Annotated in this window: 15 protein-coding genes; 11 read left to right on the top strand and 4 right to left on the bottom strand. The window is 60.4% G+C overall.

Annotated features, from left to right (window positions below; translation table 11 throughout):
- Positions 1-79 precede the first annotated feature (79 nt).
- From tsaA to nrfD, 8 genes are all read left to right on the top strand, one after another.
- Positions 80-517, top strand: a complete 438-nt coding sequence (tsaA, locus tag HSR6_RS08865; protein WP_071933392.1) for a tRNA (N6-threonylcarbamoyladenosine(37)-N6)-methyltransferase TrmO — start codon at positions 80-82, stop codon at positions 515-517.
- Between the two features lie 93 nt (positions 518-610).
- The gene (locus HSR6_RS08860) at positions 611-985 is read left to right on the top strand and encodes an iron-sulfur cluster assembly protein (RefSeq protein WP_070365534.1); all 375 of its coding nucleotides are present in this window, start codon (positions 611-613) and stop codon (positions 983-985) included.
- Between the two features lie 54 nt (positions 986-1,039).
- Positions 1,040-1,639, top strand: a complete 600-nt coding sequence (locus tag HSR6_RS08855; protein WP_070365533.1) for a DUF7124 domain-containing protein — start codon at positions 1,040-1,042, stop codon at positions 1,637-1,639.
- A gap of 301 nt (positions 1,640-1,940) precedes the next feature.
- The gene (locus HSR6_RS08850; RefSeq protein WP_070365532.1) at positions 1,941-2,804 is read left to right on the top strand and encodes an IclR family transcriptional regulator; all 864 of its coding nucleotides are present in this window, start codon (positions 1,941-1,943) and stop codon (positions 2,802-2,804) included.
- Positions 2,805-3,006: 202 nt separating this feature from the next.
- Complete coding sequence (locus HSR6_RS08845) at positions 3,007-3,228, top strand: 4Fe-4S ferredoxin N-terminal domain-containing protein (protein WP_070365531.1); 222 nt, start codon at positions 3,007-3,009, stop codon at positions 3,226-3,228.
- A 2-nt stretch (positions 3,229-3,230) separates the two neighbouring features.
- Positions 3,231-5,582, top strand: coding sequence for a molybdopterin-containing oxidoreductase family protein (locus HSR6_RS08840; protein WP_083258905.1), 2,352 nt, complete (start codon positions 3,231-3,233; stop codon positions 5,580-5,582).
- Positions 5,582-6,205 carry a 4Fe-4S dicluster domain-containing protein gene (locus HSR6_RS08835; RefSeq protein ID WP_070365530.1) on the top strand — a complete coding sequence of 208 codons (624 nt, stop codon included), beginning with the start codon at positions 5,582-5,584 and terminating at the stop codon, positions 6,203-6,205. The genes HSR6_RS08840 and HSR6_RS08835 overlap by 1 nt, the downstream gene beginning before the upstream one ends.
- 4 nt (positions 6,206-6,209) lie before the next feature.
- Positions 6,210-7,292, top strand: a complete 1,083-nt coding sequence (gene nrfD, locus HSR6_RS08830) for an NrfD/PsrC family molybdoenzyme membrane anchor subunit (RefSeq protein ID WP_071933391.1) — start codon at positions 6,210-6,212, stop codon at positions 7,290-7,292.
- Between the two features lie 33 nt (positions 7,293-7,325).
- Here the strand turns inward: nrfD and HSR6_RS08825 are convergent, their stop codons facing one another.
- Positions 7,326-7,748, bottom strand: a complete 423-nt coding sequence (locus tag HSR6_RS08825; protein ID WP_070365528.1) for an HTH domain-containing protein — start codon at positions 7,746-7,748, stop codon at positions 7,326-7,328.
- Between the two features lie 223 nt (positions 7,749-7,971).
- On the opposite strand from HSR6_RS08825, the gene HSR6_RS08820 reads away from it, so the two are divergent.
- Positions 7,972-8,319, top strand: coding sequence for a hypothetical protein (locus tag HSR6_RS08820; RefSeq protein ID WP_071933390.1), 348 nt, complete (start codon positions 7,972-7,974; stop codon positions 8,317-8,319).
- A 4-nt stretch (positions 8,320-8,323) separates the two neighbouring features.
- Complete coding sequence (locus HSR6_RS08815) at positions 8,324-8,824, top strand: metal-dependent transcriptional regulator (RefSeq protein WP_071933389.1); 501 nt, start codon at positions 8,324-8,326, stop codon at positions 8,822-8,824.
- 735 nt (positions 8,825-9,559) lie between these two features.
- On the opposite strand, the gene HSR6_RS08810 is transcribed toward HSR6_RS08815, so the two are convergent.
- The gene (locus tag HSR6_RS08810; protein ID WP_071933388.1) at positions 9,560-10,321 is read right to left on the bottom strand and encodes a hypothetical protein; all 762 of its coding nucleotides are present in this window, start codon (positions 10,319-10,321) and stop codon (positions 9,560-9,562) included.
- 78 nt (positions 10,322-10,399) lie between these two features.
- Complete coding sequence (locus HSR6_RS08805; protein WP_071933387.1) at positions 10,400-11,188, bottom strand: Rossmann-like domain-containing protein; 789 nt, start codon at positions 11,186-11,188, stop codon at positions 10,400-10,402.
- Between the two features lie 251 nt (positions 11,189-11,439).
- On the opposite strand from HSR6_RS08805, the gene HSR6_RS08800 reads away from it, so the two are divergent.
- Entirely contained in the window at positions 11,440-16,443 is a 5,004-nt protein-coding gene (locus HSR6_RS08800; RefSeq protein WP_148661822.1) for a surface glycoprotein, read from the top strand.
- Between the two features lie 90 nt (positions 16,444-16,533).
- Here the strand turns inward: HSR6_RS08800 and HSR6_RS11435 are convergent, their stop codons facing one another.
- Positions 16,534-16,764, bottom strand: coding sequence for an integrase (locus HSR6_RS11435; RefSeq protein ID WP_083426124.1), 231 nt, complete (start codon positions 16,762-16,764; stop codon positions 16,534-16,536).
- Positions 16,765-17,312 lie beyond the last annotated feature (548 nt).

Genomic DNA, 17,312 nt, shown 5'->3' with positions numbered 1-17,312 from the left:
GATGGTTTTGCTAGACGGACAATACTGGTGACCGCCGGCGGCTGCCAACCGTTATCTTCCCGGGGCACGAGCGTCCGGTATGCAACCGGTCACGTACCAGCCGATCGGCGTCGTCGAGTCGCCGTTCGAGGCCCCCGAAGACGTGCCCCGCCCCGGGGCCGAGCCGGTCGAGGCCTCCGGACGCGTCCTTCTGGAGGAGTCGTACGAACCTGGCCTTCAGGGTCTCGCCGAGTTCTCTCACATCGTGGTTCTCTCCCACCTCCACGAGGTGACTGACACGCGACTCACGGTCCGCCCCATGGGTGGTGATCCGGTGGGTATCTTCGCGACGTCGGGCCCGCCGCGACCGAATCCCATCGGCCAGTCGGTTCTCCGGCTGGACGGGATCGAGGGGACCCGGCTCTCGGTCTCGAACCTCGATCTGATCGACGGGACGCCGGTGTTGGACATCAAGCCCTACGCCCCGAAAGGGCCCAACAGCGACGAGATCGAGATCGGCTGGATGGCCGATCTCTGACTGACCGTCGGGATTTGCGTGACCCGCCCAACACTGTAATAACACCCAGCCCGAACCAGCATCTATTCACCCGATGCGCGGCTATCGGGGGCTATGGCCGAAGACCCAACGAAAGCGGCGGTCGAAGCGGCGGTCGATGAGGTTACGCACCCGGAGATCGACGCCACGCTGACCCAGCTCGGGATGATCAACGGGATCGAGATGGACGGCGACACGGCGACAGTGACCCTCGCACTCCCGATGCTCAACATCCCCGATCAGGTCAAGAACATTCTGGTGGGACGGCTTCGCGAGGCCGTCGAGGAGGTCGGTGCGGAGTTCGAGTCCGAGATCGCGGTAATGTCAGACACGCAGCGCGAGCAGTTCTTCCAGTTGGAGCAGCAGAACTGGTCCGGCGGCATCGACGGCGTCGACGGGCCCGAGGGCGAGGCTGGGGACGATGACGATACCGCCGATCCGCCGTTCTGAACGGCCGGCCGACCATCAAGGTAATAGGCACCAATCACGTTCATCAGGGTGAACATGAACGCGGATCCACACGGTGGCGACGGGGCGGACGAGGCCAGACTCCGCACCGACGGCGGCTCGAAGATGCCGGGCGTTCCGAGCGGCGAGGAGGAGAGCCAGCCCGAGCCAGACTCGACATCGACGTCGAGTTCGGGCGCCCAGATGCCCGGGGTTCCAGACAGCAAGGGCCCGGAGCCGGCCGCCAAGGCGAACGAGGGCAACACCTGTGGGGCGCCAACCGAGGACGCCGAGGACGACGTGACTCACGGCCTCACGACGGCTTTTACGCTCAACGCGCTCGCCAGCACTGCCGATCCAGCAGCGGTCGTCGACGACGCCCGGAACTGGTCGGACTGGGTCGGGGTCGTCGGGACGGTCGACTCGCCGACGATGAACACCTTCCTCCGGCGCAACGGCGTCGACATCGACTTCTTCAACGGGGCCAACGGACCGGCCGAGCGCCTGGCACGGGTCGCCCAGTCCGGCTCGACGTTCCACTCCGATCGACTGGTGCTCGTCGGGGTGCCCGGTGAGGAGGGCTTTGCCCCCGAGGATGGCTGGGAGTTCGAACCGCTGGAACCGACCGCCGAAGAGGCCGGCTGGGAGCTCAAGTAGCTCGCACACGCCTCGACAGGGCGGTCTACTTCTGAGGGCACGTTCCAGACCCACTCCCGGCGGCAAGATTCTGTTTGGGTAGCCCAAAATCGTTTCCATTTGGACTTCGCAATCACACTGGCCGGTGGCTAATCTAGTGGCCGACGGGGTCCAATAACTGACATATGCCGCAACCAGTTTTGCAGACTAAAACGATCGCCTTACTAATCATTCCTGGTGCTGCCACGTCAGTGGGTTTGGGCGCCCCGCTTGATCGGGCCGAGAGACAATTTCTTTACGTGCGGACCTCCATTGTTTTAGTATGTCCAAACCCATCCCGCCCCGGTCGGCCGATCCGGAATCGGGCTATCGGGTCCCCGATCGGACCCCGCCCGAAGAGCCGACGAACCCGGTGCAGTCCGCCAGTCGGACGATGGAGCTGATCGAGGTGCTCAAGGAGTCCGGTGGAGCCACGATCGGCGAGATCGCGACGGAACTGGATGTTTCGAAGGGGACCGCCTCGAACTACGTGAGCACGCTTCGGGAGGAGGGGTTCGTGACGAAACTGGAGACCGGCGAGTTCGATATCGGGCTCCGGGTGCTTGACGTCTGTAACAAGTCCATCCACGAGCGAGAGCTGTTTACCGAAGGGAAACCCAAGATCGACGCCCTCGCCGAGGAGTTCGAGGGCGTCTTCACCGTAATGGTCCCCGAACACGGCTATGGCTACTGTCTGTACTCCCGGACGACCTCGGATCTCATCTCGAAGAACCGGCTCGCCCAGGGGACACGGCGATACCTCCACTGTAACGGCCCCGGACTCTCGATTCTCTCCGGCATGGAAACCGAGACCGTCGAGGACATCGTCGACCGCTACGGGCTGCTCTCCTGTGATACTGGCTGTGAGTTCGATTGCCCGCTCGCGAAGTACGCCCGGGAGCTACCGGTCGAACGGGAGAGTCTCTACGACCGGCTGGCGGCTATCGACGAGCAGGGATACGCCGTGACTGACCACGGGCAGATCGCGTGTCTCGGGGTGCCAATCCTCGGCAGCGGCGATACCGTCGTCGGGTCGGTCGGCGTGCTGGCCCCGCGACGGACGATCTACACGGACGAGGCCGCCGACCCCGACCTCATCGCGGCCATGAAGGACGCGGCGACGGCCATCGGGATCAATATAGTGTAACTACTACACAAACGAACCGGGACTTCACCGCCGTTTCGAAGAACCAAACGCGGAAAACAGCCGTTTCAGGGCTGGAGAGTTGTGTTAACGAGTACCAACCGTTGGCGCGGTGTTGGGTGGATACTGAAAATGCTTACAAGATTCTTGGAACTCATCGTGGGTCTATGTGCCCGTAGGGGTAAGGCCATAGTGTAGACTCACAATGCCGGACGACGACCCAGGAGATCCCGATGGGGCTCCGCTCGCTGATATCGCCGACTCGGAGCAGGAGTTCGATCAGGAACTCGGGAAAGCAATGGGTGAAGCCGCGAAGAAACTGCGCACCGGTGAGATGACTGAAGCGGAGTTCTACGAGCAATTTCACGACCAGGTCGTCGAGGAGTTCGGATTCGACGATCGGCCGGTCGATCCAGACGAAGACTAATCATGTCGAAATCAACATCCGAAACCGAAAACACGCAGGGCGGGCTGACCCGACGGACCTTGCTCAAGACGTCGGCAGCCGGTGCCCTCGCAGCTGGTATCGGTGGCACAGCCGTACAGACGAGTGGCGCAGCGACCGACGAGCAGTCCGAGAACACGGCCTACGGGAACTGCTGGCAGTGTCACAAGCTGTGTGGCATGGAGGTCACCCTCGAGGAGAACAGCGAGGGGACGGAAGTCGCGACTGAAGTTCACGGTATCGATGGCCACCCGCGCGGGAGCGCGGGCGAGGGTACCAAGGGCACACTCTGTCCCAAGGGGCTCTCCCAGGTCGAGAAGGCGTACTCGCCCAAACGCATCAAGGAACCATATGTCCGCAAGGATGGCGAACTTACGGCCGTGAGCTGGGACGAGGCCTTCGAGTACGCCGCGGACAAACTCGAGACGTTCAAGGAGGAACACGGGGCCGAGAGCCTGGTCGAGTTCCACGGCTGGGGCACGGCCGGGACCTTCAGTACGCTCTTCGGGAACCTCTATGGCTGTCCGAACTCCGTCCCACACCCCACTCCGACCTGCTTCGGGTCGATGGCGGTCACGGGCACCCTGATGGGCCTGGGCGGTGGCAACATCCGCTGGGTCGACTACGAGAACACCGAGTACGTTCTGGTCTGGGGGCGTGACGTCCTGGAGACCTTCGCCGGCCAGTGGGAGGCCAAACAGCTCCTGAAGGCCCGCGAGCGCGGGGCGACGATCGTCACGATCGACCCCGTGTACACCGAGACCGCGAAGAAGTCCGACAAGTGGCTCCCGATCAAGCCCCGGACCGACGGCGCGCTGGCCCTGGCGATAGCCAACGTCATCATCGAGGAGGAGCTCTACGACGCGGAGTTCGTCGAGAACTACACCCACGGCTTCGACGCGTACAAGGAGGCCGTCGAGGGCAAGACCCCCGAATGGGCCGCAGAGAAGACCGGCCTCGACGCCGAGGTCATCCGCGAGGTCGCCCTGGGCTTCGGCCGCGCCGCCCCGAATGCGGGAATCACCTCCTGGACGGGGCTCGGACAGAGCGCCGATCACCAGAAGGGTGCCCAGAACCTCGTCGCGCTCACCGGGCTGGTGGGCAACATCGACCGGCCCGGCGGCCAGCGCTGGTTCGGGAGCGCCGGGCTCTCGAACCCGTTCGAGGTCGGCTGTGAGGCCGAACTGCCGAACAACGCCGAGGGCAACCAGTGTTACCTGACCGATCCGGAGGCTGGCTACGCGTCCCTGACGAAGAAGCCGGTCCAGAACAACGTCCCCGAGATGGTCGACAACGGGGACGTCAACGGGATGGTCTACTACTACCGGAACCCCGTCACGGACGGTGCGACCCAGGAGTGGCTCGGCACCGACGAGACGGATGGGGCCCTCGACAAGATGGACCTCGTCATCGGTATCGACGCCTTCTGGAGTGAAACGACCAAGAAAGCCGACGTCGTCTTCCCCGAGTCCTCCCAGCTGGAGAAGCCGATGCTCGGCTCCGGCGGGTACGGTGCCTACAACACCGAAGCGTGGGTCACCGGCTCGAAGGCGGCGATCGATCCCCAGTGGAACACCAAGCCTGGCTTCGACATCATCCAGGGGCTCGGTCGCGCGATGGGGTATGACGATTACTTCGTCTGGGACTCCAAGGAGGAGTACATCAACGATCAGCTCTCCGGGCTCGATCTCACCCTCGATGATCTCGAGGACGAGGACACCTACGTCCTCACCGGGGAGTACGGCTACGAGAAGTGGAAGAAAGGCGGCTTCGCCCAGGGCGCGGACACCTTCTGGTTCGACCTGGACAAGAAGCTCACCGGCGCGTACGAGAAGCTCAGCGAGCAGGCCGGCGCCGAGATCGGCACGGGCCCGCAGTGGGTGCCGCCGGGAACGATCGGCGACGAACTCAGCGAGGAGTACCCCCTGGAGATGCTCGACGCTCGCACAGTCGAGTTCTCCCACGGCGGGGACCAGGCCCTCACCAAGCCGCTCGAACAGCTGGCTGAATCCTACGACCACGAACACGCCGACTACCGCGGGAACTACCTCGTGATGCACACCGAGGACGCCGCCGCGCGAGATATCGAGGACGGTGACATGGTCACGATCAGCTCCGATCACGGCGAGGCGGAACTGATGGCCTTCGTCACCGAGGGTATTCGGCCGGGAGCCGTCAGCGTCGAGCCCTACGGGTTCGGCCGCGGCTCGATCCAGCCGGACGAGGACGGAGCCAACAACATGTTACTGAACAGTCCAGACCAGATCGATCCGATCTCCGGCGAAATCGACAGGCACATCGCTATCTCGGTCACCAAATCCGGAGGTGAGAACTGATGGGTGAGCAGTGGGGCTTTTACTTCGATCCCAACTCCTGTATGGGCTGTAACGCCTGTGCGATCGCCTGCAAGAACCGGCACGGAACCGAGGCCGGTCACGTCGACTGGCGACGGGTCGAGACCGTCTCGACCGGCGAGTTCCCCGACTACCAGGAGACCAACGTCTCGCTCTCCTGCATGCACTGTGAGGACCCGCCGTGTGTCGATGTCTGTCCGACCAACGCCATCGAGAAGCGCGAGAGTGACGGCATCGTCACCATCGATCGGGACGAGTGTATCGGCTGTCGGTACTGTGGCTGGGCCTGTCCGTACGGCGCGCCCCAGTACGGCGAGGAGGGCCTGATGCAGAAGTGCAACCTCTGTCTCGACAAAGGTCCGGGTGCCGGTGCGGACGCCGAGTCCAAGAACACACAGGACGACCCGCTCGAACCCGCCTGTGTCGATGAGTGTGTGGGCGAGGCGCTTCACGCCGGCCCGATCGGCGAACTGATGGATCTGGCCTCGGATGCGGCCGCCCGGAAGTTCGAACAGAACCCGACATCGGTCATCGTCGAACCGCAGACTGGCGAGGAGGGCCAGGCCGCGGCAAACGTCGAGACGCCGATTCCGTACCAGGGGTAAAACGATGCTCGCAGCTGAAAGTGGCGTCATCTGGGTGCCCCGCGTTCACTGGGGGTTGTTCATCGCCACCTACCTCTTCCTCGGGGGTGTGAGCGGTGGCTCCTACGTGACCTCGGTCTCGGCACAGTTGATCCGGGGCCGGGCGAGTAGTGACGTCGAATGGCAGTCTCGTGACGAGACCTCTCGCTGGGGGAGCCTGCTGTCCGTCGTGGCTATCGGTGTGGGGACCGGCGCGCTGCTCTATCACCTCGGTGCGCCGTTGCGGGCGTTGACCTTCGCCTGGAACTTCACGAACTACGGTTCCTGGCTCGTGATCGGGACCTGGCTCATCGTCATCTTCTCGACGCTGGCCACCCTGGACCTCGTCTGGAACTTCTTCGGGAGCGAGAAGCAGGGCCGGACCTCGGGAAGCTTCTTCGTCCGACGGATCCTCGGCTGGATCGCCATCGGCGGCGAACCGGTGGTTCTGAACCTCTTGGATCGGTTCTCGGACATCACGAAGCCGCCCCAGAAACTTCACACCGCGATCCGGGTGTTCGGGGCGTTCCTCGGAATGGGGGTCATCGTCTACACGTCGATGCTGCTCTCCGATCTCTGGACCTGCCCGCTCTGGAACCGGACCTACCTGCCGCCACTCTTCCTGATGAGTGGGATCTCGACCGGGCTCGCGGCCACGGTGGCCATGCCCGCGATCTTCGACGGCCTGACCGAGACCGTTCACCAGTACAGTCTGGCGGACGACGCACTGATCGTCGTCGAACTGGGGATCCTGCTGGCCTTCTACAACTTCCTGCAGGGCCGGACGGGCTGTATGGCGAGCCAGGCGACGGTGGACTCGTTGAACTCGGTGTTCTCCATGCCCTTCTGGGTCGGTGTCGTGGGCCTGGGACTGCTCACGCCCCTGGCGATGTCACTGGTGATGACGGGCGCGTCGGCGCTCTTCGATCTCGACGAGCGGAGCCACACCTGGCATCAGATCTTCCGGGCGGGGTATGTCCTCAAGTATAGCCTGGTGCTCGTCGGCGGCTTTTTCCTCCGCTATGTCATCATCTTCGCGGCGGTGAAACTCCCGCTGACGGTCGCCTGAGCAAAACCTCGCGTTCGCGGTTCGTTTTTTCCGCTACTCCGAAAGGAAGGTGCCGGCTCGATCCCACTCGGTCTCCTCACAGTCGGTCTCCAGGTCGGTGCCGGTCACCGCCTCGATGTTCTTGCGACACTTCTCGACTTTGAAGTCCACGTAATCGAACATGTGTTCGGCGATCACGGCTGGATCTTCGGCGGTGTACCCGGATTTGAGGTACTCGCCGTCGTACAGGCCCGTCTCGTGGACGAGGTTGTGAGTTTCCAGTGTGTCAATGTACCGATAGGCCGTCGAGAGCGAGCAGTCCATCCGCTCGGCGATCGTCTCGACGGAGAGGGGCTCCTCGGCGGTCAGGAGTGTCTCGTAGGTCTTGCGCTCCCGATGATTGAGGCCGTAGAAGGATTCGAAGACCTCCTCGGGGGAAACACTCGAGTAGACCATCTCCTTGATCGTTTGTGCCATGGATGTGTCGGGGGGGGGGAGTGGGCGCCTGTGTGCCGAACAGGGGCCACTACATTCGAATAGAAGTTGGAACTGAACCCGCAAAAGGGTTCCTGACTCTCGCTATTTGGCCGGTATCTTCGGATCGATCGCCGAATCCCGGCGCCGGCCCGTGGATCCCACTTGGTCCAGGCCACTTGGGAGGTCCAAAACGGTTAAGCCGACTCGTCCACTACGAATAGGTATGTCCAGGAAACAGAAGCATGGTGGCTCGACGACCGAACGGCCCGTTGACACGGGCGGTCGGGGCCGCGGCCGTGGTGGGGATCGACGCGGACGGGGAGACCGGTCGCGGCGACGGAACGACCGTGGCCAGTACGTCGAACAGATGACCGAGTCAGAAATCCTCGCCCTGCTCGACCGGATCCCGGGACCGGTGATCGCGACGACGGACGTGGCCGAGCACTTCGACAGCACCACCGAGGGGGCCCGCCGCAAACTCAACGATCTGTGTGATGCGGGTGTCCTCGACCGTCGCAAAGTCGGCGGCACCCGCGTGTACTGGCGCGCCGGGCCGGAGGATAAGCCCTAGACCGATGGCCCGAACTGACCAGCCGGACCCAGTTGCGGATCTGCCCAACCGGAACGCCGGCCGATACCTCCGGACCATCCTGGCCGCCGTTTCGGGCCCGGACGAGGAGGTCCGTCCCTCCCACATCGCCGATCGACTCGGTGTGACGCCGGCGAGCGTAACCGAGATGACCCGTCGACTGGCCGCAGACGGCTACGTCGACCACGAACCCTACGGCGGGATCTCGCTCACACGAAAAGGGGCGTTGATGGCCCGACACCTCCAGTGGCGACAGTGTGTGTTCACCCAGTTCTTCGAGGAGTCCCTCGACGTTTCGATCCCCGAGACGGCCAGTTACGAGGCGAGTTTCGCCCTCCCGGCCGCAGTGATCGACGAGGCCCGGGCCTACGTGGGCATCGACTGTGAGGACCGCTGTGACGAACGCATCTGGGAGACGCCCTGTGAGAACGTTCCCGGGCAGGCCATCGAGGGCTCCGGCCCGGCCGAGACGGCCGGCCAGTCCTGATCGGGTCGCCGGTCCCGTCGATCGAGTTCGTTATTCGTCGAAGTCCGTTCGTGGTCGTGAAACTGCCGCCAGGACCCCGACGTACCAGACGAGTGACTACAGTGACTCCCACTCGCTCGCTCGTCGTTCTGGCAGTTCGCTCGCTCAGTGTGTCGGGCACACGAACCGGCTTCGGTGACTGGACTGAGTCACACGATCCGCAGGTTCCGGTGTGTGCTGGCGCGTTTTGCTCGGTTCGGACGCCAGTTCGGCCCGGGCAGACGAGGCCGCGTTCGGTCCGACAGTCCACCCCGCGTTTCGGTCACTGTGTCCGCACAAACTGCGCGTTCATGTCATAATGTAACGATGCGGATTGGCGAAAATTCGTGTGAGTGCTCCCGAGACAATTTTGATTTCTTCGGCCCTCGTCTCAATAGTTCGAGCATTCGAATTCGGACCTCTGAATTTCTCGTTCACCAGTGATTCTGTTTTCCTTCGATCTACCTTTTGTATTCTGGCAGGTTAATCGGGTCGATCCGGATTCGATCGGAGGTGCTGTGTGAAACGCTATCGCTGGTTACTGGGAGCAGCCGTCTCCAGGCGTCTCGACGGCATCAGTGGCGGTATTGGGAAAATAGCCGCTCTCGAAACGTTCTCGACGATCGTCGAATCAGCGGATCATAATCCTGCCTGCTGTTCGACCCGGTCCCCGACTGTTGCCTGGCGGTGCGGTGTCTGCGAGCGAGTCGGTACCGTTCAGAGTGACTTGATCGTCGGAATCAGGTCGTCGCGGGAGGATTCGGCGACCTCACGGACGTGATCGAGTTCGTCCGCCGTGAACGGCACGTCTACGAACTCGGTTTCGAGGGGCACGCTCTCGGAGCGCTCCCCGCGAAGCCGCAGGGTGCCCTCGTCCATGTCCGTGAGCAAGACGGTGTCCGCGGCGTCCTCGACGCGACCGATCTGGTCCTCGTAGGCCGAGGAACTGACGGTGAACAGGGTGGTCACGTCCTCGCGGCCGGCGGTCTCGACGAACGCGTCGAGGATCGACTCGCGGTAGGTATCCGAGAAGAGCAGCAGGTTGAGCGCCGTCCCGAAGAGGAGCGTTCCGGGCCCCGAATCCGTGGTCTGCTCGAGGGCCAACTCGATCGTCTCTTTCCACACGTCGGCTGCGAGCAGGTTCCCCCGGATCACGCCGTCAGCGGTGGTCTCGATAGCCTCGACGGACGGCTCCATTTCGGGGTCGAACGAGACGAAGGAGACTCCCTCGTCGATGGTCTCCCGGTCGGTGTCATAGAGCAGCTCCATCGTCTCGTAGACGAACTCGGCGTCGGAGTTCGTCAGGAGGAAGACGACCTCGCCGCCGGCCGCGAGCCAGGCGTCGACGATCGCGAAGCCGATCAGCGGTTTGCCGGAGCCCCCGGGCCCCGAAATGACCGTGGAGGTCCGGGTCGGGATCCCTTCGGGAGCCACCGCGCTGAACCACTCGGCGTCGGGCGCGAACGTGTCGGTCGGCATCGTCTCTAATACAGCGATCTCCGGCTTTCAGTGTTTCTGCAGGCCGTTCGCGTTCCCACGCCTGTCACCAGTCCGTAATTACTCGAGTTGGAGTCCCGGCAGGTCGGTGGCCTGGGGATCGAGGACGGCCCACTTGTGCAGCCCGACGTCGTGCAGCTGAGCTTCCGAGCGCCCGGCCTCGATTTCGGTGTGGAGCCGGTCGATGTCGGCCACGCTGGCCCCGCCGACCAGATCGACCCCGGCCTCGAAGAGCGGGGCCGGCGTGAACGACGCGCTCGCGCCCACGATCACCACGGTCTGGTCGGGCCGCGCGGCGTCCAGATAGTTCTCGAGTCCGCCGTAGACCAGCGTCGAGCCGGTGACGAAGAGCACCTGCGATTCGGGGACGATTTCGCTCGCGCTCTCGGGCGCGTGCATCGCGACCTCGATGTCCGCCGGGAGGTCCTCGGGCAGGTCCATCGCGTCGGGATCGCGCTCGAAGACGTCCACGTGGCCCGCATCGAGGTGGTAGAGTACGGGGGCGAACAGCCCGACCATCGCCACCCGTTCAGTCGCGGGGTCGAGGCTGCGGAATGGGTCCAGTCCGGGGCGAACGTCCGCCGGGGCGTCGAGGGCGTTGAGCGCGGCGACCCCGAGCGCGCGCTCGCGTGGGTCCGTACTCTCGATGCCCCGTTTTGCGACGGCGCGTGCCGACTCGCCGGCGACCTCGGGGATGGTGCCCTCGGGGAGCATCGCGACGCCGGCCCGGTCGTCTTCGAGGACGACCATGGTGAGTTCGTCGCCGGTCGCGACGCCCGTGATGGGTGGGGCGTCCTGGATGGTGTCGAGGCGCGCGCGGAGGATGGCGTGAGGAGATGCGGAAGGCATGGGACGAAATATCGGGTGGAAAGTGAAGTATGGCTCGCTTGGCGGGGTGGAATGTGGCTCGTTCGTGAGTTCGATTGGGTGCTGGAAATGTTGGCAGGGCTACAAATATGTGGCCGGCTGGTGGTGCTGGATCCGCGGTTGTGGCGGTTAATACCGCATTAACAGCGGATTAAGCGGCTATTGAATTCCTGGACGGCGACCGTTACGCGAGCAATTAGCTTTAAGTTCGATCGCATATACCACTGGCATATGTGGACGCCGACAGACAACAGTACCTATCATCGACGGGTGGCGGTGGTGCTGTTTCGGCGTCTGCATTCAAACACAAACCAACCATGAACGAAGGCTATACAGACAAAGCCCGCGCAATCTTCCTCGCGGCGCTGATGGTCCTCTCGATCGCGGGAGGGTCAATCGCGTTTGCGGGAAGTGCGGCGGCGAACACAGCATCGATGTCCTTGAGCGATGACCTCGTTCAGGATGGCGATGATATCTACGTAAATGGCACAGTAAATGCAAATGGAACCGTTCACGCCTTCATCGACGAAGACGATGCAGGTAACTACAGTTCTGCTGAAGACACATCCGGGTTAGAGCACATAGATAATTATGAGGATGACAATTCCTACTCAATAACGCTCACAGCCCCGAGCGAAAGTGGCACGTATGATGTCTATGTGTTCCAAGACGAGAGTGACACGGAAACCGAAATAGACGAGGATGATGAAGGTGAGCGGTCAGCTTCACTGCAGGTTGATGCTGATAAGCCAACCATATCCGATAGTGAAGCCACTCCAACTGGTGAAGTCAATGACCCTAATCAAGAAATCGCCGTCCCTGTGAGTGATGAGACGACCGATGTCGAAACCATTCAGGTCGAACTCTACCACAATGGCGACCAGATGGGCGCTTACGACCTCACTCCGGACAATGAGCCGGATGGGCTCGCATATGCGGACGAGAACCTGACAATTAATCCTGGCAGTGGCAATATTCCTGCCCTCCAGGACGGCACGACGACCGTCTATGTGACGGCCACTGACACAGCGGGTAATAGCAAGGACGCCTCGTTCTCGTTTGAGGTAGAAACCGACTCGCTCGAAACTGAATTCGTCGCAGATAACGAGGATGGTTCGAATGCCGCTGAAGAAACATTCTCCCAGGGTGAGGATCGAAACCCATTCGATAGCTCAAACGAGCTCAATGTCTACGACGAAAACGAATACGCTGTCGACTTTGATGTGTCCTTGGAGGCGCCGGCCGCGAGTTTGATCAACGACGGCACCGCCGAACTGGTCATTGACGGACCTGGTGCAGACGGCGAAGTGACATTCGACAACGAAGCCGACGACGTTTACACTTCGGGTGGCACATTCAGCGTCAACACGGACGGTGACGACTACAACTTCAGTGCAGACGGCACGTACTCGGTGACGATCTCCGGTGAAGACACGGCTGGCAATTCGATCGAAGAGACTTACGATGTCAAGGTCGACACCACCTCGCCGACCGCAGAGAGCATCGAGCTCTCGGACACGACAATCACAGAAGCCGACTACGACGAACAGGATACGGTCACGGTGACGTTTGACGAGCCGGTCGATCCTGCAACCGTAGAAGTCGAATTGAGAGTCGATGGCGAAGTCAACACGACGGTTAGCAAAGGAATTGCGTCATTAGATTACACCGATGAAGTCGATATCGGGTTCACTCCTTCGGACACATCAGATCCGACAGTTCTCAATGACATTGAGAATGGGTCTGCTATAGCCAACGTCACCGCCGCTGAGGACGTTGCTAACAATGCACTGCAGACCGAAGGCCAGAACGAGACAACTTTCGAGGTCTACACCCAGACACCGAAGATTACAGTCGAGGCACCCAGCCCAACCCTAGATGACGACTTCAGTGGCGCGGTAAACTTCTCCACGTTCGTGACCGAGATGGATGATGACGTGGAGGCCACGTACCGAATTGAAGACACTGAGAATTCGAATTACATCGAGATCTCGGATTCCGTCGAGAATTACGACACGAACAACCTCCCCGACGGTACTTACAATTTCGTCGTCGACGTTGAGGATGAGTACGGCAATACTGCTTCGGACTCTGCGGAATTCACAATTGACAACGTTGTTGGAACGGTCGAAAAAGTAGACACTCCTAACACCCTATCCGATTGGGTGCACCTGACCGAAAGCACCGATGATAGCTCCGATGAACTGTTCGATTACGACGGGGACGGAGACACAAATGCTCTCGAGTCGGGTGAATCTTTCACCATTTCGGTGGCCGAGTACAACGAAACCACGGCTGAGTTCGGAAACTACCAAGAACTCAACGGTGAATGGATCGACACGACCAATTACGAAGACGGACTGATCAAGCTGAAGGCGACCGTCCACGGTGCTGAAGGCGGTAGTGACTCGGTCACGCAGGTGGTCGATGTCGATAATATCGATTCGGTGCAGTACGAATCCGGTCCTACCCCGGACCTTGGTACTGTCGCGTTGGAGAACGCCAACGCTGACAAAGAAGTCCTGCCCGTCATCGTATCGGATCACGAACTCGAGACGCTCGGCGCCACGGTGGCGAACCTCCACTACGATCAGGACAGCACGACGACCCTCTCCATCGACGACTTCACGGAAGTGAAGCAGTCGAACGGTGAGTACCGGTACACGGCACCTGTTCAGGTGGATTACGACGGTCAGTACGAACTGACTGTCACCGATGCCACGTATCTGGACGAACAGGGCGATTCTGAAGTGTGGAACGGTGAGGATCCGACAAGCACGACCCTCGTCGATACCGAGCAGCCCAAGCCAATCGAGGCAACGGTGGCCAATGGTTATGAAGACCAACTAACTATTGAAGTGCTGTTCAGCGAACCCCTGGACAAAAAACCCGAGACCGACGAGATCGGCGTTGAAGGGGTTTCCACTGATGTTCGAAGGGTCGACGCTCTGAACGACGAATCAAAATCTGGTGTTATCTTCGTCACCTTTGACGAGGAGTTCCAGACTGCCGACGCGCCGGATATCACTTTCGACGCTGGGAGTCTTTCCGACGCGTTCGGGAGCGAATACGAATCTAACAGCGACGAAGTGAAGACGCCGATTCGAACGGAAAGGTTCGATCTCTCCAGTGAGGGACTGAACGTCATCTCCGTGCCGGCCGAAACTGGCCGCCTCGACATCACTGAGACGGACTTCAACAGTGATGAGGTTGAGGCCGTGTGGGCGTACGCACCTGACGACCCCGATGCTGGCGAGAACGGATGGCTGGAATTCGCACCTGGTGCTGAGGAGAACTCCCTGGACTACCTGAAAGGTGGCGAGGGGTACATCGTCAGCACGGTAAGTGACACTCAGATTTCGGTTAACGCGCAGAACGCACCAGTCTCGGGCGACCGGACGCAGAAATCGCTCAACGCTGGCTGGAACCTGATCGGTCACTACCAGGAGGGTTACCAGAAGGTTGGCCAGGCACTGACGCCGCTCGGTGACCAGGTCTACCAGATCGAGAACGGCTACACTGGCGAGCAACTCACGACCGACCGTAACCTCAAGCCCGGCCAGGGCTACTGGCTGTTCACCAGCGAAGGTGGCCTACACGTGCCGGTGAATTACGGCGGCCCGACTAGCGAAAAGCCGGACGTGTATGCTGCATCTGGCGTCAATTTCATTGACTCCACCATCGAGAACGGCGAAGAGGTCACAATTAAGGTGGCCGTCGATAGTGACGCCGCACTGCGGAGTGTCACTGCTGACAACCACGATCTCGGTATCGACAATGGCGAGCTGAAAGCCGTCGATAGCAACCTGCAGGAAGCGACCCTCTACGAGGGAACCTTCGACGTTGATTACCAATCAGATTACGACGGAATTGAATCTGAATACATCAATATTCGGGCTGTCACCACCGACGGGAACGTTGGTGAATACGGTGAGAAAGTCGATCCGGCCGACCGTAGTGGTTCGGTTTCGGTGAATAGCAACGACCTCACACCTGACAGTACGGTCACGTTCGATGTGGAATACAACGACGGAGTCGTGGATCCGGCCCTCGTCATCGAGAAGCAGAACGGTGACAACCTCAAGACCGTCGACCTTTCCTCTGCTGGAGAAAAGACGGTCACGTTCAATCCCCAGAACCTTCCCGAGGACGACGCGGATCTGAATGCGAAGCTTGTCGACAACAGTGAGAGCGGCGAGTACGTGGTCTCTGACACCGACGCCGGCATGGCCTCGACCACTGTCTCCACCCCGGTCATGAAGGACATGGCCTACTACAGCACGGAGGGCGACTGGACGGTTGAGACCGGTGCGAGCGCTATCGCGAACGCAGAAGATTCCGCTAGTGCTGGAACAACCATCTACGTCGAAGAGAACTCTGAGGGCACGACTTATGATGGCTTCAGTGTCTCGAAGACTGACCTGACGCTCGAAGGCCCGAACGCTGGCGTCGCTGGTGATAGCGACCAGCGTGGCTCTGAAGCGACGATTACCAGCGGTGTATTCGTTGACGGAAACCCGAGTGACGTTGTTATTGACGGGTTCGCAATTGAACGGACCATCGGAGAAGCCGAAGGTGTCGTCCAAATCGGCTCGACGTCCAACCCCGGAGCGAACAACCTGACCATCAGGAACAACGTCATTACAGCGACTTCGGATGGACCAAGTAATCTTGGGACCATCCTCATCGAACATATTGATGGAGAGATTCAGATTGAGGATAACCTGCTGACCCAGACTGGTGACGGAACGGGTGAGGCACAGGTTCGCGGCCTCGTCGAAGCAGTTCAGCTTGAGAACACTGCAATTGTGGTCGACGGTAACACAATTGAAACTGACGTCGGTGTCAGGCCGTCCGGCTTCGACGGACCATCCCCCGAATACACAATCACGAACAACGAGTTCGTGGAGAACGACCGCGTCGGAGTGCAACTGGGCGGTAGCTACAACGGCGAAGTCGAGATATCGGGGAATACATTTGAGGACAGCAACATAGGAATAGACCATCAGACTGGCGCTACTACCGACATCACCATCGAATCTAATACCTTTACCGAGACTGAAGGTGCTGGTATAGTTGCATTCGTCTCTGACCGGCGAGGTGGAGACGGTAGCGTTGTTGGCCTTGACCGGGATGCTATTGAAGCGAATAATACCTTCAATCCGGGCTCCACACAGGTTGGTCCAATCGACTTCGGAGGTGAACAGCTATTCGACATTGCGCCAGATAACTCATAATAAATAGGCCACTCGCCTACCCCTTCGACGTGACCGCTCGCTAACTGACCGCGCTTTCCTTCATTCTTTCACGACTCGACAGCCACGGGACTATTCGAGCACCGTGATAGCCGCCTCATTGTAAATCCCTCTCAGCCGTTCCGGTGAGTAGTCGAGATAATGCTTCTCCAAGACGCTTGAGGGCGTCCGTCCAGCGAAAGCGTCGATATACGTCGCGTCGACACCACACCGACTCATTTCCGTGGCAAACCACCGACGGAGCTTCTGTACCGTCACCTTTACACCCGTATCCTCGGAGACGTGACGGAACTTTCGATTCAGGGGCTGCTTCGTCGTCTGGAACTCTCATTCCTCGCCGGCCTTTCGCACAGGTTTGAACGCCTCAAACGCGTCGGCCGCTTTCCCGTTGTAGAATGCGAGCTACGGTTGCTTTCCACTCGACTCCTTCTCTGAGGCGAGCATCTGTTTCTCTTCGCCAATACCTCCGTGGTCGTCTAATTAGCTCACTTGAGCGGAGGCCAAACTTGACGGCGGTCAGGCCAGATAATTCCCTTCCAAGGCTAATTGTGTCAACTAGTGAAGCTCTAATTCCAGACTGGTTTCGCCCGGAAATTACGTGATTAAGATAAATGATTTTGATACTAATCTCGGTCAACCGATGCTCCACGTAATCAGAGCTTAACGAATCAAATCCAACTCCGTGGCCGCGTGTTAATGAGTTATTAAATTGACCAAACGCCGAGGAACAGAACTAAGTAATCTCCCCACCCTGGATTTATCGAACGGTATTATGCCAAGCCAACATACCAAGACTATACGATCAGCAGCCTTCAGGATTCTCGTCGTCGCTGTCGTACTGGGGACCATCC

The sequence above is a fragment of the Halodesulfurarchaeum formicicum genome, assembly GCF_001886955.1.
Taxonomy (GTDB): domain Archaea; phylum Halobacteriota; class Halobacteria; order Halobacteriales; family Halobacteriaceae; genus Halodesulfurarchaeum; species Halodesulfurarchaeum formicicum.
Note: the sequence above shows the minus strand (reverse complement) of the source record. Positions and strands in the feature narration are given on the sequence as shown.